The organism is Neisseria sp. HMSC070H10, assembly GCF_001837635.1.
GTDB lineage: Bacteria > Pseudomonadota > Gammaproteobacteria > Burkholderiales > Neisseriaceae > Neisseria > Neisseria subflava_A.
On sequence record NZ_KV833376.1, the window covers coordinates 132490 to 155514 of the forward strand.

Below are 23025 nucleotides of genomic sequence, written 5' to 3' on the forward strand. Positions count from 1 at the left end.
GGAATTGGTAGACGCGCTAGCTTCAGGTGCTAGTATCCTCACGGGTGTGGAAGTTCGAGTCTTCTCCTGGGCACCACTGATAAATCAATCAGTTAAGTTTTCACATTATTCTGAATAAGAAGTCAGGATAATAGTCCACAGAGAGGTGGATGAGTGGTTTAAGTCGCACGCCTGGAAAGCGTGTATACGTGAATAGCGTATCGAGGGTTCGAATCCCTTCCTCTCTGCCAGATACTAAAGACACCAACTAACGGTGTTTTTTTTCATATCCGCCCTTCTTAAAAATATTACACCATACTTTTATTTCTATTACCCTCTAATCATAAACCTGCCACTCATTCTTATCTTATACTAAATTGTAATGATTAAAGGCCGTCTGAAAATTTTCAGACGGCCTCTTTCTTAAAACTTACCAAATCCCAAACCATTGTTTATCAGATTGCTTTTTATTGCCGTTCTGCTGCTCGTGGTTTTGATGGCGAAATTGCCAAGGTACTTGCGGATTGTCTTTTTTCCATAAACCTTTACGTTTTTCCTTGGCTTGTTTTTGTGCGGCCGAATAGTCGGTGTAAGCGGTTTTACTTTGTTGTTTTTTGGCATAACTTTCATAATACCATGCGGCGCCATCCCGTATTTGCATCAAATTCAAGTCAATCGTGCCGACTGATACTTGTGCAACTTCGCGCTGGTAACGGTCGGCTTCAAACACGCGAACTTTGGCTTTTTTATTCAATGCAGCATCAATCAGATTGTCTCGTGATTGCGTACCATAAGCCTGATTGATTTCCGGCGCATCGATATAGGCCATACGGATTTTGTGTTTCCTGCCGTCGCTATCGATAATGTGCATGGTATCGCCATCATGGATTTTGATGATTTTTCCGTTGTATGTGTAGGATTGTCGCGATGACTTCTGTTTTTGTTCCGGTTTGGGTTTATCTTCGGCTTTGGTGTCAGATGTCGCTTTGACGACATTTTCCCCCAGCCATTCATTGACCTTTTCCAAACCGATATTATCACCTTGTGCCAATGTTGCGGCAACGCTTACCCCTGTACGAATCAACTCGGTATCGCGTGAGCTGTAACCAAGCGCGCCCAACACGGATAAAACAACGGGCAACCATTTTATAATTTTACTGATTTGCATATTTTGCCAAATTGAAGGCCGTCTGAAAGACCTGATGCACTTTCAGACGGCCTTTAAGATTGATTAATCTCCATTAATCCTGACAAGGCAGGATGACTTTTGCACCTTCTGCCGTACCCAAAACCAACACATCGGCGGCATCGCGGGCAAAAATACCGTTTTCGAGTACGCCGGTGATTTTATTGATTTCGTCTTCCATTTTCAGGGCTTGGTCGATATTGAGGCCGTGAACATCAACAATTTGATTGCCATAGAAAGTAGTATAACCGACACGCAACTCAGGCTGTCCGCCCATCGCAAGCAGTTTGCGCGACACCAGCGAACGGGCATTTTCAACCACTTCTACCGGCAATGGGAATTTACCCAAACGGGAAACGTATTTGCTTTCATCGGCGATACAGACAAATTTATCGGATGCGCTGGCCACGATTTTTTCGTTCAAATGCGCACCGCCGCCGCCTTTAATCATTTGCAGCGCGTGGTTGACTTCGTCTGCGCCGTCAACATAAACCGCCAAACCCATCACTTCATTCAGTGAAACTTCAGGAATCTCGTATTTTGCCAAAAGCTCGCTGGATTTTTTAGAAGTAGACACGGCACCCTTGATTTTCTTACCGCTTTTACCCAAAGCTTCGATAAAAAAGTTGATGGTAGAGCCGGTACCGATACCGATGTATTCGTTTTCAGGAACAAATTCCACCGCTTTTTCGGCGGCAATACGTTTAAGTTCGTCTTGAGTTGCCATGTTGTCAGTCTTTCAGTTTGAATAATAAAGTAATTTTAAGCTCTTAGGCTTTAATCAGCAATACTGCCGCTTGCGCTTCAATGGCTTCCATACGCCCCAGATAGCCAAGTTTTTCGTTGGTTTTACCCTTGATGTTCACGCAGTTTGCAGGCAAACCCAAATCTGCGGCAATATTGGCGCGCATTGCCGGAATATGTGGCGCAAGTTTTGGCTTTTGCACAATCACGGTCGTATCGACATTAACCACCTTCCAACCCAATGCCTGCACGCTTTGATAAGCCTCACGCAACAGCACACGGCTATCAGCATCTTTGAATTCGGCGGCAGTATCAGGAAAATGACTGCCGATATCGCCCAAACCGGCCGCACCCAATAGGGCATCGGTAATCGCATGCAAGAGCGCATCGGCATCTGAATGACCCAACAAGCCTTTTTCAAACGGAATGTTGACGCCGCCGAGTATCAAATCTCGCCCTTCGACCAACTGATGGACATCGTAGCCCTGTCCGATACGGATATTCATGTTTGCTTCCTTAAATAATGGGTTTTGATTGTTCAGACGGCCTTGAGCAACAATCTGACAATGTATTCGTCTTGCGGCAGCGTCAATTTTAAATTACGCGTATCGCCCTGCACCAAGCGCGGCCGGATACCCAGTTTTTCAACTGCTGACGCTTCATCCGTAATCTCACTCAAATCATCAACCGATAAGGCGCGATTTAATAAGGCCGTCTGAAAAAGCTGCGGCGTTTGCGCCTGCCATAATCCTGCGCGCGCAACGGTTTCATCAATATGATGATTGCCATCTGCCCGCTTGAGCGTATCGGCTACCGGTATGGCCAAAATACCGCCTTCATCATTCTCACCCGCCTCATCAAGCAAACGCGTTAACGCTTCAGCCGGCAGGCAACAGCGCGCGGCATCATGAACCAAAATATTATCTTTCGCCTCGGCCAAACCTTGCTTTAATAAAGTGGACACACCATTGCGTACCGTTTCAGCACGACTTGCGCCGCCTACTCGAAAGACGCGTACTTTCTCAGACAGGGCCGTCTGAAAAACCGAATCTTCCGGAGAAAGAATAACGGCAATTAAATCTATGCGGGGGTGTTTCTCAAAGATTTCTATGGTATGTTGCAATACAGTTTTACCATTGATTTCAAGATATTGTTTAGGTTTTCCTGCGCCAAATCGCGCTCCCACACCGGCAGCAGGAATCAAAGCGATATTGCGGCGCATCATGCTGACGCTCCGGCATTGGCCTCATCAGGCGTTTCGTCCTTTCGCCATACACACGCTTCGCCTAAATCGTCCAAATATTTCTCATGCGCGCCCAGCTCGTCCGCATTGGCTTTGATAACTTTCAACTGCGATGTACGTTTGGTTTCCGCAATAACGGTTTGTTTGACCTCGCCCTCTTCTTCCGCCTCGCCGCCCATCAGGTCGAACTGCTGACGCGTCATGGCAAGATAGACTTCACCCAAAAGCTCGCAGTCGATTAACGCGCCGTGCAAGACCCGTTTGCTGCGGTCAACGGAAAAGCGGTTACACAACGCATCCAAGCTTGCCTTTTGCCCCGGAAACATTTCACGCGCCATGGCCAGCGTATCGGTCACTTTGCAACCAAGTTCTTCAATAGAAGGCAAACCCATGCGGCGGAATTCCATATTCAGAAAGCCGACGTCAAACTTGGCATTATGGATAATCAGCTCTGCGCCACGTATAAAGTCGGCAATCTGTTTACCCACTTGAGCAAACGGCGGCGCATTCTTCGCTTCCAATACTTCAATCGTCAAACCATGCACCTTCGCCGCTTCCTCCGGCATATCGCGCTCAGGGTGGACATATAAATGAAGGTTGGAGTCGGTCATTTGGCGGTTGATCATTTCCAAGCCGGCAAATTCGACCAGACGGTCGCCGTTTTCAGGATAAAGACCCGTGGTCTCCGTATCGAGGATAATCTGACGTTGGCTCATGGTTAGTGGTTTCTGCAATTATCAAAACGTCCTGAATCATACTGAAGGCCGTCTGAAATGTATAGTCAGCAAAACTTTAGCTGCTTTTGCAATACCCTTTTATTGCTGGATTTTTTCAGACGGCCTTTATTCTTTTTTCATCTAATGACCATCTATTACGACATTTTTGAGTAGAAAACCCAATTTCTAAAAAATTTTTTAAATTTAATTTCTTTAATAATTAATATCTTACGTATAAATTAAATAATAGGAACAATTATCATTTGCAAATTTAAAAAATCGCCGTATAATACAACCCATCGAAACAAAACAACCGCACAACAGAATGAAAGGAGAAGAAAATGCCCGAAAGTATTTTTAAGCAAGTCTCCCTTGATATTCTGAGACTGCACCAACAAGCCATCCGCTCTTTGATCGCCACCAAGTGTTGCGATGAATGCGAAGTACATGACGCAGTATTCATTACTTTAGATGGCCGATATTATGTTTGGCTCCCTTGTATGGGCAAATCGCCCCAATCAGAAACCGGTATCCTGCTGATTGAAGATGAAGACGGCAATACACGCTTGAGCTGGGTTGCCGATACACGCGAAGTCAAGCAAAAAGACAGTCTGTACAACCGCGTTGTTTCCGCCCTGCAAAGAAAAATGCAGCGCACGAAAAACAAATTTATCCAGTCGGCAAACGCCCGATTGCTTGAGCTGACGCCTCAGCAAGGCCGTCTGACGACAAACAGCAAAGATTTCTCGCTTTCACCACATGACTTGATGAAAGCACTTTATCCGGCAACACATCAAATAGGAGAATTTGCCCTGTAACAGTTTTTGGTAGTGGTTTGTGTTCCTTTTGCGCCCCTTAACATTTTAAAGGGGCGATTTTTTTACCCCTACTTTTCAGACGGCCTAAACACCGGTTTTCCAGTACAATAAAGGCCGTCTGAACATTTCCTACTTTTCAACCATGCAACTGCTCAAATACATCCAATCGCAAGGCCTCGGCAGCCGCAAGCAATGCCAATGGCTGATAGACAATGACTGCATTGCCATCAACGGCGAAATCCATAATCGTGCCAAAGACGATATTGATCCGTCTCAAGTGCACACCCTGTCTGTTGACGGCGAAGAAATTGCCGCCGTCCCCATGCCCTATTTTTATATCCTGCTTCATAAGCCTGCAGATTACGAGACTTCGCACAAACCTCAGCAATATCCAAGCATCTTCAGCCTTTTTCCCGACCACATGCGCAATATCGATATGCAGGCAGTCGGCCGCTTGGATGCAGACACAACCGGAATTATTCTGATTACCAACGACGGCCAATTTAACCACCGCGTTACCTCGCCCAAACACAAAGTTCCGAAGCTCTACCGCGTCACTTTGAAACATCCTGCCGACGATACCCTTTGCACTGCGCTGAAAAACGGCGTCCTCCTGCATGACGATAATGAAACCGTCGCCGCGGCCGAAGCAGTATTGACCGACCCAACCACATTGATGATGACCATTACCGAGGGTAAATACCATCAGGTCAAACGCATGGTTGCAGCCGCAGGCAACCGTGTCGAGCAGCTCCACCGTGAGAAATTCGGCAACTGGAATGTCGATGATTTAGCCGCCGGAGAATGGAAATTTATCCAAATCTAAAAAAATTCCAAATTTTTTCGATAAATTTTTAAACAATATGGATTTTTTATTTATTTAAAATCAAACATCTAAACCTTATTATTTTTATTTAACAGAATTTAACACTGTGAAGGCTGAACTATTGTATAATTCGCCTGTCTGAGTAACACTTGCTTCGAAAGAAGTGAGTAAGTGAGTAAGACGTTTTCCCCGTAATGTGTTTGGCCATCTATACTTTCCCCTTAGTATAGATGGTTTTTTTTATCTAAAATTTGGCAACCAAACGAATGTACTTTCAGACGGCCTTTCTCATCTAAAGAAGCCATCATTGCTAGACCTCATCTCCCACTCATTAACTTGCCATTACTCCTTTTCTCTTTCTCGTCTCTTCCGCATCAATCTGTGCCATTCCCATTTCAGGCAAATCGTTTTATAGAAAGAAAACCTATCGGCGACTATCCAAGCTAAGGTTACAGGATGTTATTAGACAGCCTTAGATAAATACCATCTTTGTTGCCGACATACTCTTGAAAGCACACTTTGGTGCTATCCAATATCCTCACAACAACCCTTTCCCATATCCCACTTTTCAGACGGCCTTTATCGTTACGGCTCTTTCAATCATTCATATCGCTTCAGCCAAATTCTCTGTTTTCAGGTTTCAATACCAATCAAACCAGATAAATCCACTAAAAATTCTTCATTACATGGTTTTTTTAACCAATTTTCTTTTCAGACTTTAGTCAAGATTCGTTAAATCTTTGCGGTAAAATGTTGTCTTTGTTTTTATGCATCTGAGTATTTATGTCTTCCAATCAACCCCGTCAAACCTGGTCCAACCGTTTGACTTACATCCTTACCGTTGCCGGCGCGACTGTCGGCTTTGGCGCAACATGGCGTTTCCCGTATTTGGTTGGTGAAAACGGCGGCGGCGCGTATGTGTTTTTGTTCTGTATCGCCATGCTGGTCATCGGTATTCCAATGATTTTGGTGGAAAATGTCATCGGTCGCCGCAAAGGCGTGAACGCGCTGGATGCGTTTGGCGGCACAATGAATGGCAAACCCGTTGCCAAAGTTTGGAAATTGGTCGGTTGGATGGGCCTGCTCGGCGCATTCGGCATCATGGCCTATTACATGGTGCTCGGCGGCTGGGTTATCAGCTACATCGTCAATATCATCGGCGGTAATTTGGACATTTCCAGCCCTGTTTCCGGCGAAGTCACCAAAAGCTTCTTTACCGAACACATCGAAAACAGCCCTTGGGAAATTGCTTTCTACACCTTCCTATTTGTGGTTGTGAACCAATGGATCTTGGTCAAAGGCGTGATCGGCGGTATTGAAAAAGCGGCAAAATACCTGATGCCTTTGCTGTTTTTATTCCTGATTGCCATGGTTGTGCGCAACGTTACCCTACCGGGCGCAATGGAAGGCATTACCTTCTATCTGAAACCTGACTTCAGCAAAATTACTGCCGAACTGTTCGTCTTCGTTTTAGGACAAGTGTTCTTCGCCTTGAGCTTGGGTTTCGGCGTGATGATTACATTATCCAGCTATCTGGATAAAAATGAAGATCTGGTTCAGACGGCCGTAATTACCGCGATTACCAACACTTTGATTGCCGTGTTGGCCGGCTTTATGATTTTCCCTTCCCTCTTCAGCTTTGGCGTTGCCCCTAACTCCGGCCCGACGTTGGTGTTCCAAAGCCTGCCGATCGTGTTCTCCAATATGTGGGCAGGCCCCGTGTTTGCAGTAATTTTCTTCTCACTGCTTCTGATTGCCGCGCTGACCACTTCTCTGACCATTTATGAAGTGTTGATTACAACTATTCAGGAGAAAACCAAAATCCGCCGCGCAGCCGCGATTACCATCGTACTGGCAGGGATTTTTATCTTCGGCAATATCCCGTCCATCTTGAGCTACGGCCCATGGAAAGATATTTCCGTGTTTGGTAAAAACATTTTTGACGCCTTTGACTATATCAGCGGCAACATCCTGTTTATGCTGACCGCACTTGGCTCTGCCTTATTTGTTGGCTTCGTGATGAAAGATGAAGCGAAGGACGAATTGCTCTACAAAGGCAACCATACCACCGTCAATATCTGGTTTGCCTATGTGAAATACCTCGTGCCGTTGGTGATTCTGCTGATTTTCATCAGCAACCTGTTCTGATAAACAAACATATAAAAAGGCCGTCTGAAATGTTCAGACGGCCTTTGTTTTGACTATGCTTTATTCAGCCCAGTTTTTCTTCTTACTGGTTTTACCGATACCAGGGTTGAAGCTGTTGGTCGGATCAAGTTTTTTATAGAACTGTTTCAGCGCAGGCTTGGCTTCATACAGATGACCGACGTTGTGCTCGGCAGGATATTGCGCACCACGTTGGTCAAGCAGATGGAGCATTTCATGTTCCAAGGCCATGCAGTCGTTGCCTTTTTTAATGATGTAGTCCTGATGGAACACATGACACATAAAATGTCCGTAATACAATTTATGGATGATTTTATTGTCGATTTCCGGCGGCAGTGTTTCAAACCAATCACGGTCATCACGGCGCAAGGCAATATCGAGCGCAACTAAATCTTCTACCTCATCATCATGCACGGCACGATAGCGGATCGCGGCAGAAGCCACGGCGAAACGATGCAACATGGCCGCCTGCGTTTCTTCGGCATTACATTCAAAGAATGCGCCACCATGAGTTGCAAAATATTCTTTCAAGAACGTGCGCGCTTCTGCTACGCCTTCGCCACCCATTTTCAAGATCAAATGGTGTTCGTATTTGTCGCGATAATTTCGCATAGATTTAGGCAAATGATCCGGCAGAATTTTGCTGACCAGCTGCATGAATTTATCGGAAAAATGCTTAGGCAGGAAGCTGACTTTTTTACCGAATCTATCGACGCGCGCTTTAAAATCAAACAATTTCGGCAATTGATGCGTACCGAATTTCTTAATCACATAGAATGTGTCTTTGCCATATACATCGGCAATATCGAAAGCCTCACGGTGGATATACTCGCCGGAAACAGGCAGGCTTTTAAATTCACCCAAAGCGGCGCGACGGATATCGGTCAATTCATTGATGTCATTGGTGCCGATATAGAACACGGCAGTTTGTTTTTCTTGCGGGAAAGTATCCAGACGCACGGCAAATACCATCAGCTTGCCCGCGCAGCCTGAAGCCTCGTAATGGCGTGCTGGGTCGGCATTAAAGCGTGCGGCCGTCGGCTCATCCACTTTGCGTACATGGTCGCAATAAGCATGGTCATGGCCCTTGCCGGCATCTTGCGTAATGTCTTTTCGCTGATAATGAAAACCTTGCAAGTTGGTCAAAATCTCTTCAGGGGTTTCGCCCAAATCAATGCCCAAATGGTTGACCAGCTCCAGTTTGCCCTCTTCGTTGATTTGTGCAAACAGAGCCATTTCCGTATAAGCCGGGCCACGCTGTACCAATGCACCGCCTGAGTTATTACATACGCCACCCAATACAGATGCGCCGATACAGGACGAACCGATTACAGAGTGCGGCTCACGGCCTAAAGGTTTCAGCAGCAGCTCCAATTGATTCAGGGTAGAACCGGGCAGGCAGACAACTTGTTCGTTATTGTTAATCGGCTGAATGATGTTCAGACGCATGGTATTCACAATCACGATATCGCGGTCGTAATCATTGCCGTCAGGAGTCGAGCCGCCGGTCAGACCGGTATTGGCAGCCTGCGTAATCACGATAACATCAGCCTCAACACACGCCTGCAAAATTTGCCACATTTCCAACACCGTACCCGGACGGACAACTGCCAGCGCCTTACCTTCGCCAAAACGGTAGCCTTGACGGTATTGTTCAGTTTTTGCCGGGTCTGTGATGATGTATTTTTCGCCGACGGTTTGCGTCAGCCGACTGATTAATTGTGTAGCATTCATTGCATACTCCTTGAGAGATTAATATATTTATTAGATTGCAAGCATTGTAGTAATCCGTTCAATCAAAGTAAAGGCAAAACCCGTTTTTTAAACTCATCTTTTAAATAAACAAAAGGCCGTCTGAAATTTTCAGACGGCCTTTTGTTTCAAGCTTGAACAATCAAATTATTCAGCTGCTTTCTCTTCGCGAGCAGGAGCTTCAAGCAAAGCTTTGATAGACAGGCGTACGCGGCCTCGATCGTCTACTTCCAATGCTTTCACGTTCACAACCTGACCTACTTGCAGGTAGTCGCTGACATTGCGTACGCGCTCGTGGGCGATTTGACTGATGTGTACCAAACCGTCTTTACCCGGCATCACACTGACAATCGCACCAACGTTGTTGTCGAGGATTTTAACCACAGTACCTTCGTACACTTTGCCCACTTCCACTTCGGCAGTGATTTCTTCGATACGTTTTTTCGCTGCATCGCCTGCTTCTTGAGTAGTCGCAGCGATAGTGATGGTACCGTCTTCAGCGATATTGATTTCAGTACCGGTTTCAGCAGTAATCGAACGAATGGTTTCGCCGCCTTTACCAATTACATCACGAATTTTATCTTGGTTGATTTTCATGGTGAACAAGCGTGGCGCGTGTGCAGACAACTCTTGTGGGCCTGCAACGGCGGCTTTCATCTGATCCAAGATGTGCAAACGCGCTTCTTTGGCTTGAGCCAAAGCGATTTGCATGATTTCTTTGGTAATACCTTGGATTTTGATGTCCATTTGCAGCGCGGTTACACCTTCTGTTGTACCGGCTACTTTAAAGTCCATATCGCCCAAATGGTCTTCATCGCCCAAGATGTCGGTCAGAACGGCAAATTTGTTGTTGTCCAAAATCAGACCCATGGCGATACCGGCAACGTGTGCTTTCAAAGGCACACCGGCAGACAACAGGCTCAAGCAGCCGCCGCAGACGGAAGCCATAGAGGAAGAGCCGTTGGATTCGGTAATTTCAGAAACCACGCGCATGGTGTAGCTGAAATCTTCAGGTTCTGGCAATACGGCCAACAATGCACGTTTAGCCAAACGGCCGTGACCGATTTCACGACGTTTTGGCGCACCTACGCGACCCACTTCGCCGGTAGAGTATGGAGGGAAGTTGTAGTGCAGCATGAAGCGGTCGGTGTATTCGCCGGACAGCGCATCAATGATCTGCTCGTCGCGTGAAGTGCCCAAAGTTGCAACAGCCAAAGCTTGGGTTTCGCCACGGGTAAACAGTGCAGAACCGTGAGTGCGCGGCAATACGCCGGTTTGAATGTTCAGCGGACGAACAGTGCGGGTATCGCGACCGTCGATACGCGGTTGGCCGTCCAAAATTTGGCTGCGGACAACATCGGCTTCCAAGTGTTTGAAAATGCCTTTGATTTCGTTGGCTGCCAAAGTGTCGGTTTCTTCGGTAATCAACGCTTCTTTTACAGCACTCCAAGCTTCGTCCAATTTGGCAGAACGTGCTTGTTTTTGACGGATTTTGAACGCTTCTTTAATGGTTTCACCGGCAATTTCGCGTACTTTTGCAACCAATTCTTCATTGGTTTCAGGTGCTTTCCAATCCCAAACTTCCGGGTTGACTTCATCGGCAAACTCATTGATGGCATTAATGGCCACTTGCATTTGATCGTGACCGTAAACAACCGCACCCAGCATCACTTCTTCAGACAAGATGTCGGCTTCGGACTCCACCATCAACACGGCTTTAGAAGTACCGGCAACAACCAAGTCCAATTGTGATTTGGCCAATTCGGCTTTAGTCGGGTTCAAAACGTACACGCCGTTTACATAACCAACGCGTGCCGCACCAATCGGACCAGCAAACGGTACGCCGCTCAACACCAGCGCGGCAGATGCACCCAACATTGCAGGAATGTCAGAATCAATTTCAGGGTCAACAGACACCACCATCGCTACGATTTGGATGTCGTGGTAGAAACCTTCAGGGAACAGAGGACGAATCGGACGGTCGATCAGACGGCTGGTCAGGATTTCTTTTTCGCTTTGTTTGCCTTCGCGTTTGAAGAAACCGCCGGGGATTTTACCTGCGGCATAAGTACGCTCGAGGTAATCGACAGTCAGAGGGAAGAAGTCTTGGCCTTCTTTCACTTCTTTATTGGTAGTAACGGCAACCAAAACAACAGTGTCGCCCATGGATACTTTAACGGCAGCAGCGGCTTGGCGAGCGATTTCGCCGGTTTCCAAAGTAACGGTTTGATTACCGTATTGGAAGGTCTTAACGTGTTTATTGAACATTATTGTTCCTTTCAAAATACCGCACTGCTAAAACACTAATAATGCACACTAAAATCCGAATGTGCATAGTTAGGGTTTCAGACCGTGCGGCAGGTTATAAACAAGCTTTCAGACGGCCTTTAAGGCGCTGAAAACAACTCTCGATTATAAAGGCAACCATCCTTAAAATCCAGTATTTATACAATAAAAAGGCCGTCTGAAATATATCCTTTTCAGACGGCCTTCAAACTTAAAAATCAATCCTGAGTCAGCAAAGTCAATGCTTCTTGATATTTTTCGACTGTTTTTTGAATTACATCGGCAGGCACTTTAGGCGCAGGCGCTTTTTTATTCCAACCGCTTTGCTCCAGCCAGTCGCGGACAAATTGTTTGTCAAAAGACGGCGGATTGGTGCCGACTTTGTATTGGTCTGCAGGCCAAAAACGACTGGAGTCAGGCGTTAATACTTCGTCCATCAAAGTCAGCGTACCTTCTTCATCCAAACCAAATTCAAACTTGGTATCGCAAATGATAATACCGCGAGATTTCGCATATTCGGCCGCTTCTGTATAAAGCTGAATCGCTTTGGCGCGCACCTCCGCCGCCAATTCTTTTCCGATGATGCGTTCGCATTCTTCAAAGCTGATGTTTTCATCATGATCGCCAACTGCGGCTTTGGTCGATGGCGTAAAAATCACTTCGGGCAACTGTTGCGCTTCCTGCATACCTTCAGGCAGTTGAATACCGCAAACAGAGCCTGTCTTTTGATAATCTTTCCAACCGCTGCCTGCCAGATAACCGCGCACAATAGCCTCCACTTTCACCGGAGTGAGTTTTTTAGCTACAACAGCGCGTTTTTCTAAAACTTTGGCTTCGTTTTCTGGCAAAACATCGTAAACCGTATGGCCGGTAAAATGGTTAGGCATGATATGAGCCAGTTTTTTAAACCAAAAATTGGAAATCTGCGTCAGAATCTCCCCTTTACCCGGAATCGGATCATCCAAAATCACATCGAATGCAGACAGACGGTCGGAAGCAACCATCAGCATACGTTTATCGTCAATTTCGTACAAATCGCGGACTTTGCCGGAGTAGATTTTTTTCAAGCTGATTTCAGACATTTCGGGTATCTCTTAGGTAGACAGAAGAATACGGTATTTTAGCCCAATTTGGAATTTTTCGTCAGATTGTTTACAAAATAAAGGCCGTCTGAAACCTTATATTTTGGTTTCAGACGGCCTTATCCGTTGATTTTAGAGAAGAACCCTGAAAATCACCATCCTATCAGATTACAGAAGCTTGAGTCTGATCTTGGATATGGTTCACAGCAGACAGAGAGTAGTAGTCGCCGTGGCCGGTTACTTGGTAAGTGCTACCATCAGCAAACTTGAAGTTTTCAACTTTGTGATTGTTACCGGTAAACCAGTCGTCGATGGTAATGCTGTCGTTAGTACCGACAGAAACAGTCAGGTTAGCACCTGATTTGCTCAGCAATACGTCAGAAGCTGCAACGCCTTTACCGAACAACAGGGTGTCATTACCGCTTTCCTCACGGATAGTGTCGTGACCGTAACCTTTGTCGAAGAAGTAAGTATCGTTACCGGTACCGCCGATCAGGATGTCGTTGCCGACACCACCGTCGAGGTAGTCGTTACCGTCTTTACCAACCAGGCAGTCGTCGCCGGACAAACCGTACAGATGGTTGTTGCCGCCGTTACCTTCGATGTTGTTGTTCAAAGAGTTACCGGTACCGTTCAGGTTTTGCATACCTTGCAAGAACAGGTTTTCAACGTGATCGGTCAAGGTGTAGTCAATAACGGTACGAACAGTATCGATACCGGCTTGTGCATTGCCGTACTCGATAACTTGGTCGTTGGCATTGTCAACGAAATAAACATCGTTACCGTCGCCACCGCGCATGATGTCAGCACCTGAACCACCGTTCAGGTAGTCGTTACCGGCACCACCTTGCAGGTAGTCTTTACCTTCTTCACCGTACAGAGAGTCACCGTCGGCATCACCGTAAATGGTGTCGTTACCAGCACCGGCATAAATTACGTCTGTGCCGTTGCCACCGTAGATGATGTCTTCGCAAGCAGTACCATAAATGGTATCTTTAGCATCAGTACCGCGGATAACGTTGCCGTCTTTGCAGTCTTCAGCTCGAATGACATTACCTGGGTTTTTGTCTTCCTGACCGTATGAGTTGTTTTGGTTATGGTCGTCAACACAGTCTTTGCAGTCTGGCTCAGGTTTCGGTTCTGGTTTAGGCTGAGGTTTTGGCTCTGGCTTAGGTTCTGGTTTAGGCTCAGGTTTTGGTTCTGGCTTAGGCTCAGGTTTTGGTTGAGGTTTTGGTTCTGGTTGCGGTTCTGGTTGTGGCTCAGGTTTAGGCTCAGGTTTTGGTTGAGGCTTAGGCTGAGGTTTAGGTTGTGGTTTTGGACATGGGATCGGTTTGATTGGATCGCAGTTGTAAGGTGGGCAAACCGGAACACATTTGTAGTTAGGCGTTTTTGCCGGTGGGCAGAAAGCCGCAATAGCAGAAACCAAACCGGTTACCGCGTTAACTACTGACACGCCGATGCTGGCAATGCTAGCAATGCTGCCGATAGAAACAGAAGATTTTGCTGCAGGAGCGCAGTAGTAAGAAGAGTAGGAAGCCTTAGGCGCAGGAGCGCAGTAAGAACTAACCAGGGGTCTAGTATAATACCCCCCGTAACAGTATGCCATAATAATTACTCCCAAAATAGTTAATAAAGATATTGAGCTGACGGAACGAGCAAATTCCGCCCTTGCTCAATTATTATTTTAGTAATATTTTTCAAAATATTTACTCAAAAATATCAAACGGTAGAATTTGCCGATAAAAGGATGGAGTTTCGCCTGTTTTTAAATTCCATTATCCTAGAAACAATAAAAACATTAACATTGATTCACAATCTATCAAACAGCATAGATCCTTTATCTATCTTGTTAAGAGCTGAACTTTAACTCTAGTTATAGTAAACAAACATAATACCAATAAGTGGTTATTATTATGGATAGATAATATCGACAATTTGCCCAAATACAGCCGCCTCTGCATTTTGTTCTACGCCAATAATGTGAATTTGTCTTATTTACATTATAATGACACGAATACCTATTCAACAGCTATCAGAGGAGATACTCAACCATGCGTACTTTATTGACCGGAGCCAAAGGCCAGCTTGCACGTTGTCTGCGCGACCGCCTGCCCGAAGATTGGGAACTGATTGCTACCGACTCTACTTCGCTGGACATTACCGATACCGAAGCCGTGCATCATATGATCAAAAACTTCCAACCAGATGCCATCGTTAATGCCGCGGCTTACACTGCCGTCGATAAAGCGGAAGAAAACGCAGAGGCCGCTTTTGCCGTCAACGCAACCGCTGTTCACAACCTGGCCGCAGCCGCCCGCGCCGCACACGCCCGCTTTATCCATATTTCCACTGATTATGTATTCGACGGCGAAGGCAAACGCCCTTACCGCGAAACCGACTACACCAATCCGCGCAGCACTTACGGTCAATCCAAAGTAGCGGGCGAGCTTTTGGCTTTAGCCGCGCATCCGGAAAGTACAATCGTCCGTACCTCATGGCTGTTTAGCGAATACGGCAGCAATTTCGTCAAAACCATGTTGCGCCTTGCCAAAGAACGTGATTCTCTCTCCATCGTTCATGACCAAACCGGTTGCCCTACTTATGCAGGCGACTTGGCTCATGCCATCATCAGTTTATTGCAACAGCCTACTTCCCCACGCGGCATCTTCCATTACTGTGGCAACAAATCGGCAACATGGTACGAATTTACCAAAGCCATCTTTCAGACGGCCCATCAATTAGACGACAGCTTCCGCATTCCGGAACTGAACGCAATCACCACCGAACAATACCCCCTGCCCGCTCCGCGTCCGGCATACAGCATTATGGATTGCTCACGCCTCGAAACCGAGTTTGGTATCAAACCGTCCGACTGGCAAAAAGCCCTGCGCGAAATTCTCCGCACAATCGACTGATAAGCTGATCCATCTATATCAAGGCCGTCTGAAAACATATTTTCAGACGGCCTCTTTGTTTCTTTTATATCAAATGCTTTATCTATCCAGTCTGTCATTTGAAAAGTGCTACAATAGCCGTTTATTTTATTTTTCAGACGGCCTGACACCATGTGCAACCATCATCCCAAACATTCACACGATAATGACACCATCCGCATCCGCGGCGCGCGTACACATAATTTGAAAAATGTCGATTTGGACATTCCGCGCCACAAGCTCGTAGTGGTAACAGGATTGTCAGGCAGCGGCAAATCGTCTCTGGCGTTTGATACTTTATATGCCGAAGGCCAACGCCGTTATGTCGAGAGCCTTTCAGCCTATGCCCGTCAATTTTTGCAGATGATGGACAAACCAGATGTCGATTTGATCGAAGGCCTGTCGCCTGCAATTTCCATCGAGCAGAAATCCACCAGCCACAACCCGCGTTCCACCGTCGGTACAGTAACAGAAATCCACGATTACCTGCGCCTTTTGTACGCACGCGTCGGTATGCCGTATTGCCCCGAACACAATCTGCCATTATCGAGCCAAACCGTGTCGCAGATGGTCGATGCTGTGTTGAAGCTGCCGGAAGACACACGCGTGATGATTCTTGCGCCGGCTGTGCGCGAACGTAAGGGTGAGTTTGTCGATTTCTTTGCCGACTTACAGGCTCAGGGCTTTGCGCGTGTACGCGTGGACGGCGAGGTCTATCAGTTGGATGAAGTGCCGAAGCTGGAAAAAAACATCAAGCACAATATCGACGTCGTCATCGACCGCGTGAAAGTGAAGGCGGACATCAAGCAGCGGCTGGCAGAAAGTTTTGAAACCGCGCTGCGCCACGGCAACGAGCGTGCGCTGGCAATGGAAATGGACAGCGGCGAAGAACATTGGTTTTCCGCGCGTTTCGCCTGCCCTGTATGTTCATACAGCCTGCCCGAATTAGAGCCGCGCCTCTTTTCGTTCAACAACCCGATGGGCTCCTGCCCGACTTGCGACGGCTTGGGCAACACCAACTTTTTCGACCCCGAAAAAGTGGTCGCCCATCCCGAATTATCCTTAGCAGCAGGCGCGATTGACGGCTGGGATAAGCGCAACCAATTCTATTTCCAAATGATTCAATCACTGGCGCATCATTACAAATTTGATGTCAATGCCGCTTGGGAAAGCCTACCGGAAAAAGTGAAAAAAGTCGTGTTGCACGGCTCGGGCAAAGAAGTCATCAACTTCACCTACCTGTCCGAACGTGGTACCACCTTCAACCGCAGCCACGCCTTCGAAGGCATCATCCCTAATCTCGAACGCCGCTACCGCGAAACCGACAGCGAAACCGTGCGCGAAAAACTGCGCGAATACCAAAACCACCGCGCCTGCCCGAGCTGCGGCGGCGCACGTTTGCGCAAAGAAGCCCGCTACGTTTACGTCAGCGGCGAACCTTTACACGAAGTCTCCGCCTGGCCGCTGACCAAAACCCACCAATTCTTCGAAACGCTGGATTTGGACGGCAACAAAAAACAAATCGCCGAAAAAATCCTCAAAGAAATCACCGAGCGGCTCGGCTTCCTGATTAACGTCGGGCTGGATTACCTGAATCTTTCCCGCTCCGCCGAAACCCTCTCCGGCGGCGAAGCCCAGCGCATCCGCCTCGCCAGCCAAATCGGCAGCGGCCTGACCGGCGTGATGTACGTGTTGGACGAACCCTCCATCGGCCTGCACCAGCGCGACAACGACCGCCTACTCGCCACCCTCAAACGCCTGCGCGACTTGGGCAACAGCGTAATTGTGGTCGAACATGACGAAGACGCCATCCGCGAAGCCGATTTCGTCGTCGATATGGGCCCCGGCGCGGGCGAACACGGCGGCAACGTACTGATTGCCGACACCCCCGAAAACGTCGCCCAATGCGAAAACTCCGTTACCGGACAATACCTCAGCGGCAAAAAATCCATTGCCGTGCCGTCTGAACGCACGCCCGTCAATCCCGACCGAATGCTCGTCCTCAAAGGCGCGCGTGGCAACAACCTCAAAAACGTAACCCTCGAACTGCCGCTCGGTTTGATTACCTGCATCACCGGCGTATCCGGCAGCGGCAAATCCACACTGATTAACGACACCCTCGCCAAAATCACCGCCCGCGAACTCAACCGCGCCCAAGAAGAACCCGCCCCATACGACGACATCCACGGCCTCGAACACCTCGACAAAGTCATCAACGTCGACCAATCCCCTATCGGCCGCACCCCGCGCTCCAACCCCGCCACCTACACCGGCCTATTCACCCCCATCCGCGAACTCTTCGCCGGTGTGCCCCTCTCGCGCGAACGCGGCTACAACGTCGGCAGATTCTCCTTCAACGTCAAAGGCGGCCGCTGTGAAGCCTGCCAAGGCGACGGCGTCATCAAAGTCGAAATGCACTTCCTGCCCGACGTGTACGTCCCCTGCGAAGTCTGCCACGGCAAACGCTACAACCGTGAAACGCTCGAAATCCAATACAAAGGCAAAAACATCAGCCAAGTCCTCGACATGACCGTCGAAGAAGCCCGCGAATTTTTCGACGCAGTCCCCACCGTATCGCGCAAACTGCAAACCCTGATGGACGTAGGCCTGGGCTACATCCGCCTCGGCCAGTCCGCCACCACCCTCTCCGGCGGCGAAGCCCAGCGCGTCAAACTCGCCCTCGAACTCTCCAAACGCGACACCGGCAGAACGCTCTATATCCTCGACGAACCCACCACCGGCCTGCACTTCGCCGACATCGCCCTGCTGCTGGAAGTCATAGGTCGTCTGAAAGGCAAAGGCAACTCGATAGTGATTATCGAGCATAATCTGGACGTGATTAAAACCGCGGATTGGATTGTGGATTTAGGGCCGGAAGGGGGAGACGGAGGTGGTAAGATTATTGCTTCAGGTAGCCCCGAGCAGGTGGCGAAGGTTAAGGGGAGTTATACTGGGAAGTATTTGAAGATGGTTTTAAGATAAACCTTAATATTATTAATTGAACGAGGTAAATATGTTTGGTATTGAAATTAAGGAAAGCATTAATAAGCTAAGAGTATGTTCGTCTGAGTTTATTAAATTTTATAAAAATAATTCACGGGATGACGCTACGAGAGTTAGCGAGGAGGCAGTCAAGTGCTTTGATTTTATAGTTAATGAAATTCTACGTATCAGAGATGTCCATAGAAAAAATGGAAATTTTAGAAATTCAGATTTTCAAAGAAGTCTAGGTGAGGATTGTGGGAAAGTGTATCAACCAGCAAATGCAACTGAAAGACAATCAATTATCACGACACCAATTTTACCTAATCCAAATAGTGATATTTGTTTTGAGGAACTAATAACAAAATTTAAACATCGTGAAAACGCGAAATTTCGTATTGAAGCAGATAATTCGCATATTATTATTTTTTCAGTTAGTGATTTTCATCGTATACCTGCAAGTATAGTTGAATTCGATGTGCAAGACTTTTGTCAAAAAGCTGAAAATGTAGCTAATTATATCTAGTTAATGCTAATCACATTACAACTAAATAATATCTATTTTATTAAAAAGGCTCTAACAATGACATATCGTCCGTATTGGAAATCTGAGTTTCAAAAATGTTTAAGTGATATTGCAAATACAGGTAATTTACTTTATTGGGAGGAGGTTTCTGAAGAATTAAGTAACTCTCCAAACATAATCTGGGAGTATGTATATAAATTTAATTTAAGAAATAAAGCAGCCTGGATTTTAATCTATTCTTCTGTTTACAAAGGAACTGATCGTTCCAGAGAGATAAGTAGCGATGCAGTAAGAATTGTTATTGTATGGAATACAAAATCGGGGTTGAAATACTATCCTGCTGCCACTAAATATAGGGTAGAAAACTTATTTAATAATGTTCAGTATGAAATTCAACAAATTGCAAAAAATTGTTTTAATCTTAATACATATGCCAGGTGGGTGGAACATATGCCTTAGCAAGCCGTAGCCCGCATACCCAACCAACCGCGTGCGTGGCTGCGCCACACACCCTACCTTTGAATCACTTGGAACTTAAAAACCAATGCGTAGGGTGTGTGCGGTACGCACGCACGCGGTTAGTTTGATTAACTGTTTGCTGCTGTAAATTTTAACTTAATCGAAATTAACGCCTTCAGACGGCATGAGAAATGGCCGTCTGAAAACTGAAAAAGCAAGCCGTAGCCTGCACACCCAACCGACCGCGTGCGTGGCTGCGCCACACACGCTACCTGTGAATCACTCGGAACTTAAAACCAACGCGTAGGGTGTGTGCGGTACGCACGCGGTTGCTTGATTAACGGGTTGCCGTTTCAACTTTTAACTTCGTTGAAGCGAACGCTTTCAGACGGCCTCCAATGTCGTCTGAAAACCTCAACTTCAACAAAGCAAGCCGTAGCCTGCATACCCAACTGACCGCGTGCGTGGCTACGCCACACACCCTACCTATGAATTACTCGGAACTTAAAAACCAACGCGTAGGGTGTGTGCGGTACGCACGCACGCGGTTGCTTGATTGACGGTTTGCCGTTTCAACTTTTAACTTCGTTGAAGCTAGCGCTTTCAGACGGCCTCAAAGGTCGTCTGAAAGTGTCAAATTGAACGAAGTTAAAACCTCAAAAAACAAATCATTCCTTCTCCAACACCCAAACCACAAGCAAAAATCCTATGGCGCGTTATCGCAGAAACTTCATTGCCGGCGGCACATTCTTTTTCACCGTCAAACTCGCCGACCCAAAATCGCGCCTGCTTGTCGAACATATCGGCTTCGCGTGCGGCCTATATGGATGTGCAAAAACAATATCCCTTTGAAACCGTCGCCGTATGCGTACTGCCGAACCATATCCACGCCATTTGGACGCTGCCGCCCGACGATACGGATTATTCCCTGCGCTGGCGGCTGATTAAAACCAAATTCTCCGCCCATTTCCCTCATGCTGAAAACCTGTCTGCCAGCAAACAGCGGCGGAACGAACGCGGTATTTGGCAACGGCGTTTTTATGAACACACCGTGCGCGACGAAACGGATTTGCAACGTTGCGCGGACTACATCCATTTCAATCCCGTCAAACATGGATTGTGCGGCAATGTTCGCGATTGGGCGTTTTCGTCATTCCACCGTTATGTTCGGGATGGATGGTTGCCGTTGGATTGGGGCGGAACAAAAGAAACAGCGGTAATGAGTTTTGGAGAGTGAATACTATAAAAAATTACCGATCGCGTGCGTGGCTGCGCCACACCCCCTACCTGCGAGTCACACGGAACTTCAAAATATTAAAGTATCAAGCATTGTTGTTTAATTTAATTAAAATCATACAGCTGAAAGAGTCAGTCTATCTAAATATCCTAAAGGCCGTCTGAAATTTTAGACGGCCTTTGCTTTTGTAAGTAACCTTTTTTCAACGATTACGCCGCTTTACGGTGATAATGTCTGAGCGCGTGTTCTTTACGCCGTCCGCTTGAGAAGGCGGATACGCGTTTCAGGTAGCCGATGACACGGGTGCCGTAGTCGATGTCGTGCGAACCGCAGGCGGAACAGGCAGGCAGGGTGCGTTTGTCGATGTGACCGCATTCGTTGCAGATGGTGATACGTACGTTCACGCAGAAGTAGTTGCAGCCGGTTTGCGCGGCGATGTCCAGCAGCGAGCGGTAGCCGGATTCGGGCAGGGCTTCGTCAAGGTTCAGGTGCAGCGCGGAGCCGCCGTCAAGCCAGTCCACCAGTTCTTTACCGTGCAGCAGGAATTTGTCGAGCGCGTTGATTTCTTCGTCTTCGACGACGTAGAAATAGGAGTTATAGCAGTCGCGGCTGACTTTGTAGCCGTCGGCTTTGTCCCATTTGGCGTTTTTCACGCCGAGGTTTTCGGCAGGGACAAACTCGGTGTTGAACTTCACGCCGTAGTGTTTGCTGGCGGCTTGGTTGGCTTCGAATATGGTTTTCAGACGGCCTTGGACAAAGTTGATGTAATCGTCGTTGTAGCCAACCTTGATGCCTTGCGATTCGGCGGCTTCCGCCATGCCGTTGATGCCGATGGTGAGGAACTGTTTGTCCAACGTAATAAAGCCTGCATCGTAAACGGGCAGCATCCCGGCGGCTTGGTATTCTTCCATCAGTTTGCGGTAGGCGTATTGGTATTTGTGGATTTTGGCGACTTCAGCGGCAAGGTCGCGCCCGTCTTGCTCCAACCGGTTCATGTTGATGGTGATGACGTTGATGGAACCGGTCGCCACGCCGCCCGCGCCGAGGGTGTAGCTGAAAGTGCGGTCTTCAATGGCATTGCGCAGGCGGCAGCAGGAAGCCAACGAGTCAGGGTTGTCGGAAAGATAGACGAAGAAGGAATTGCCTTCCGCCAACTCTTTCGCCATTTCGTCTGCAAACACGGTGTCTTTGCATTTGCCGCCGTTGGTCAGCATCGCAGCGGTTACAACAGGGAAGGTCAAAATGGCTTTGGTGCGCTCTTGGTTAAACCATTTGAGGAAGAAGTTTTGCAACTTCGCCACGCTTGGCCACACTGGTTTGCTGAAATCGGGGAAGACGAAATCGCCGAACATCGCGTCGAAATAGTATTGATCGTAAACGGAAATATTCCAAAACACGCTCTGATAGCCGCGCGCGGCGGCAGGCTGGTTGATGCTATACACCACCTGCTGCATATGGTTGGCGATTTCTTTGGCATGGGTTTCCAAATAATTATCACCGTAGTCTTTGCGGGCGAAGTAGTCGAAATAGGTCAGAAATTCCACCGTCGCCACCGCACCGGCAAACTGCGCACTGATGGCAAACACAAGATTGATAAATGAGCCGCAAAACGATGCCAGATGCTGCGGCGCCTTAGATTCTCCGCCAAGTTTGCTTAAGCCGTCGAGCAGGAAGGGATACAGCGTAACCGACACACAATAAGGCTTGAGGCTGGTTTCGTCGTGCACATAAATCTCATGCGCCTCAATCTGGCGGATGTATTCGTCGGCGACGGATTGGTCGAAAATTTCAGCGATTTTGCGCGACACTTGGGCGCGGTTAATCTGCACGAAAAAGTCTTTCATGATCTCCGCTTCCATCGTAGCGATGTTTTTCTGGGTAACGTTGGCGTTGGCGTCCATTTTCGAGCCGTCCGCCGCGTTTTGCGCGCTGATGTAGTCACGCATGAATTGTAGTTTTCCGTTTAACTGTTCGGGATGCAGCCGAATCATGTTAATTCTCCTGTATGGTTTGGTTGATTTATTAAACAATGACGGTTGGGCCGTCTGAAACATCGCTGTCAGCGAATACAATAAATTCAATTTAAATCA

General features: G+C 47.5%; 20 protein-coding genes and 2 tRNA genes (1 of these 22 only partly in view). 11 read left to right on the plus strand and 11 right to left on the minus strand.

Going from position 1 to position 23025, the window contains the following annotated elements; genetic code table 11:
* Window positions 1-76, plus strand: a tRNA-Leu gene (locus tag HMPREF2606_RS11135); it begins 134 nt to the left of the window's first position.
* Between the two features lie 63 nt (window positions 77-139).
* Window positions 140-230 (plus strand) — tRNA-Ser (locus HMPREF2606_RS06525).
* A 179-nt stretch (window positions 231-409) separates the two neighbouring features.
* Here HMPREF2606_RS06525 and HMPREF2606_RS06530 read toward each other — a convergent pair.
* The 5 genes from HMPREF2606_RS06530 to dnaQ form a co-directional block, all read right to left on the minus strand.
* Window positions 410-1147: a thermonuclease family protein gene (locus HMPREF2606_RS06530; protein WP_070585431.1), complete on the minus strand. Its 738-nt coding sequence runs from the start codon at window positions 1145-1147 to the stop codon at window positions 410-412.
* Between the two features lie 73 nt (window positions 1148-1220).
* Window positions 1221-1892, minus strand: coding sequence for a ribose-5-phosphate isomerase RpiA (gene rpiA, locus HMPREF2606_RS06535; protein ID WP_003679072.1), 672 nt, complete (start codon window positions 1890-1892; stop codon window positions 1221-1223).
* A 43-nt stretch (window positions 1893-1935) separates the two neighbouring features.
* On the minus strand, window positions 1936-2415 hold the full coding sequence (gene ispF / locus HMPREF2606_RS06540) for a 2-C-methyl-D-erythritol 2,4-cyclodiphosphate synthase (protein WP_070712723.1): 480 nt from the start codon (window positions 2413-2415) through the stop codon (window positions 1936-1938).
* A gap of 32 nt (window positions 2416-2447) precedes the next feature.
* Window positions 2448-3134 (minus strand): 2-C-methyl-D-erythritol 4-phosphate cytidylyltransferase, encoded by a 687-nt coding sequence (gene ispD, locus HMPREF2606_RS06545; protein WP_070712720.1) that lies wholly within the window; start codon window positions 3132-3134, stop codon window positions 2448-2450.
* The gene (dnaQ, locus tag HMPREF2606_RS06550; RefSeq protein ID WP_070712717.1) at window positions 3131-3868 is read right to left on the minus strand and encodes a DNA polymerase III subunit epsilon; all 738 of its coding nucleotides are present in this window, start codon (window positions 3866-3868) and stop codon (window positions 3131-3133) included. The genes ispD and dnaQ overlap by 4 nt, the downstream gene beginning before the upstream one ends.
* Window positions 3869-4209: 341 nt before the next feature.
* On the opposite strand from dnaQ, the gene HMPREF2606_RS06555 reads away from it, so the two are divergent.
* The 3 genes from HMPREF2606_RS06555 to HMPREF2606_RS06565 all read left to right on the plus strand — a co-directional run bounded on the left by HMPREF2606_RS06555 (window position 4210) and on the right by HMPREF2606_RS06565 (window position 7660).
* Window positions 4210-4686 carry an NGO0322 family iron-responsive protein gene (locus HMPREF2606_RS06555; RefSeq protein WP_049348077.1) on the plus strand — a complete coding sequence of 159 codons (477 nt, stop codon included), beginning with the start codon at window positions 4210-4212 and terminating at the stop codon, window positions 4684-4686.
* Window positions 4687-4828: 142 nt separating this feature from the next.
* Window positions 4829-5512: a 16S rRNA pseudouridine(516) synthase gene (locus HMPREF2606_RS06560; RefSeq protein WP_070843460.1), complete on the plus strand. Its 684-nt coding sequence runs from the start codon at window positions 4829-4831 to the stop codon at window positions 5510-5512.
* Between the two features lie 783 nt (window positions 5513-6295).
* Window positions 6296-7660: a sodium-dependent transporter gene (locus HMPREF2606_RS06565; RefSeq protein WP_070712712.1), complete on the plus strand. Its 1365-nt coding sequence runs from the start codon at window positions 6296-6298 to the stop codon at window positions 7658-7660.
* A 60-nt stretch (window positions 7661-7720) separates the two neighbouring features.
* On the opposite strand, the gene dld is transcribed toward HMPREF2606_RS06565, so the two are convergent.
* The 4 genes from dld to HMPREF2606_RS06585 all read right to left on the minus strand — a co-directional run bounded on the left by dld (window position 7721) and on the right by HMPREF2606_RS06585 (window position 14404).
* A complete protein-coding gene (dld, locus tag HMPREF2606_RS06570) occupies window positions 7721-9412 on the minus strand; it encodes a D-lactate dehydrogenase (RefSeq protein ID WP_070712711.1) in 1692 nt (563 codons plus the stop codon).
* A 165-nt stretch (window positions 9413-9577) separates the two neighbouring features.
* A complete protein-coding gene (pnp, locus tag HMPREF2606_RS06575) occupies window positions 9578-11698 on the minus strand; it encodes a polyribonucleotide nucleotidyltransferase (RefSeq protein ID WP_070712709.1) in 2121 nt (706 codons plus the stop codon).
* Window positions 11699-11934: 236 nt separating this feature from the next.
* Window positions 11935-12798 carry a phosphoribosylaminoimidazolesuccinocarboxamide synthase gene (locus tag HMPREF2606_RS06580; RefSeq protein WP_070460812.1) on the minus strand — a complete coding sequence of 288 codons (864 nt, stop codon included), beginning with the start codon at window positions 12796-12798 and terminating at the stop codon, window positions 11935-11937.
* A gap of 163 nt (window positions 12799-12961) precedes the next feature.
* Complete coding sequence (locus HMPREF2606_RS06585; RefSeq protein WP_283122353.1) at window positions 12962-14404, minus strand: calcium-binding protein; 1443 nt, start codon at window positions 14402-14404, stop codon at window positions 12962-12964.
* 445 nt (window positions 14405-14849) lie between these two features.
* Here HMPREF2606_RS06585 and rfbD point away from each other — a divergent pair, with 445 nt between their 5' ends.
* The 5 genes from rfbD to HMPREF2606_RS11070 all read left to right on the plus strand — a co-directional run bounded on the left by rfbD (window position 14850) and on the right by HMPREF2606_RS11070 (window position 20258).
* Window positions 14850-15713 carry a dTDP-4-dehydrorhamnose reductase gene (rfbD, locus tag HMPREF2606_RS06590; RefSeq protein WP_070712707.1) on the plus strand — a complete coding sequence of 288 codons (864 nt, stop codon included), beginning with the start codon at window positions 14850-14852 and terminating at the stop codon, window positions 15711-15713.
* 150 nt (window positions 15714-15863) lie between these two features.
* Entirely contained in the window at window positions 15864-18713 is a 2850-nt protein-coding gene (gene uvrA / locus HMPREF2606_RS06595; RefSeq protein ID WP_070712705.1) for an excinuclease ABC subunit UvrA, read from the plus strand.
* Between the two features lie 31 nt (window positions 18714-18744).
* Window positions 18745-19239, plus strand: a complete 495-nt coding sequence (locus tag HMPREF2606_RS06600) for a hypothetical protein (protein WP_070712703.1) — start codon at window positions 18745-18747, stop codon at window positions 19237-19239.
* Between the two features lie 57 nt (window positions 19240-19296).
* Window positions 19297-19698 carry a hypothetical protein gene (locus tag HMPREF2606_RS06605; RefSeq protein WP_070712700.1) on the plus strand — a complete coding sequence of 134 codons (402 nt, stop codon included), beginning with the start codon at window positions 19297-19299 and terminating at the stop codon, window positions 19696-19698.
* A gap of 398 nt (window positions 19699-20096) precedes the next feature.
* The gene (locus HMPREF2606_RS11070) at window positions 20097-20258 is read left to right on the plus strand and encodes a hypothetical protein (protein WP_168167221.1); all 162 of its coding nucleotides are present in this window, start codon (window positions 20097-20099) and stop codon (window positions 20256-20258) included.
* A gap of 88 nt (window positions 20259-20346) precedes the next feature.
* Here HMPREF2606_RS11070 and HMPREF2606_RS11075 read toward each other — a convergent pair whose 3' ends face one another.
* On the minus strand, window positions 20347-20499 hold the full coding sequence (locus tag HMPREF2606_RS11075; RefSeq protein WP_168165902.1) for a hypothetical protein: 153 nt from the start codon (window positions 20497-20499) through the stop codon (window positions 20347-20349).
* Between HMPREF2606_RS11075 and HMPREF2606_RS06610 the strand changes: the two genes are divergently transcribed.
* On the plus strand, window positions 20489-20935 hold the full coding sequence (locus HMPREF2606_RS06610) for an REP-associated tyrosine transposase (protein WP_283122354.1): 447 nt from the start codon (window positions 20489-20491) through the stop codon (window positions 20933-20935). The genes HMPREF2606_RS11075 and HMPREF2606_RS06610 overlap by 11 nt on opposite strands.
* Before the next feature lie 209 nt (window positions 20936-21144).
* Here the strand turns inward: HMPREF2606_RS06610 and nrdD are convergent, their stop codons facing one another.
* Window positions 21145-22989, minus strand: a complete 1845-nt coding sequence (gene nrdD, locus HMPREF2606_RS06615) for an anaerobic ribonucleoside-triphosphate reductase (protein ID WP_083315952.1) — start codon at window positions 22987-22989, stop codon at window positions 21145-21147.
* Between the last annotated feature and the right edge of the window lie 36 nt (window positions 22990-23025).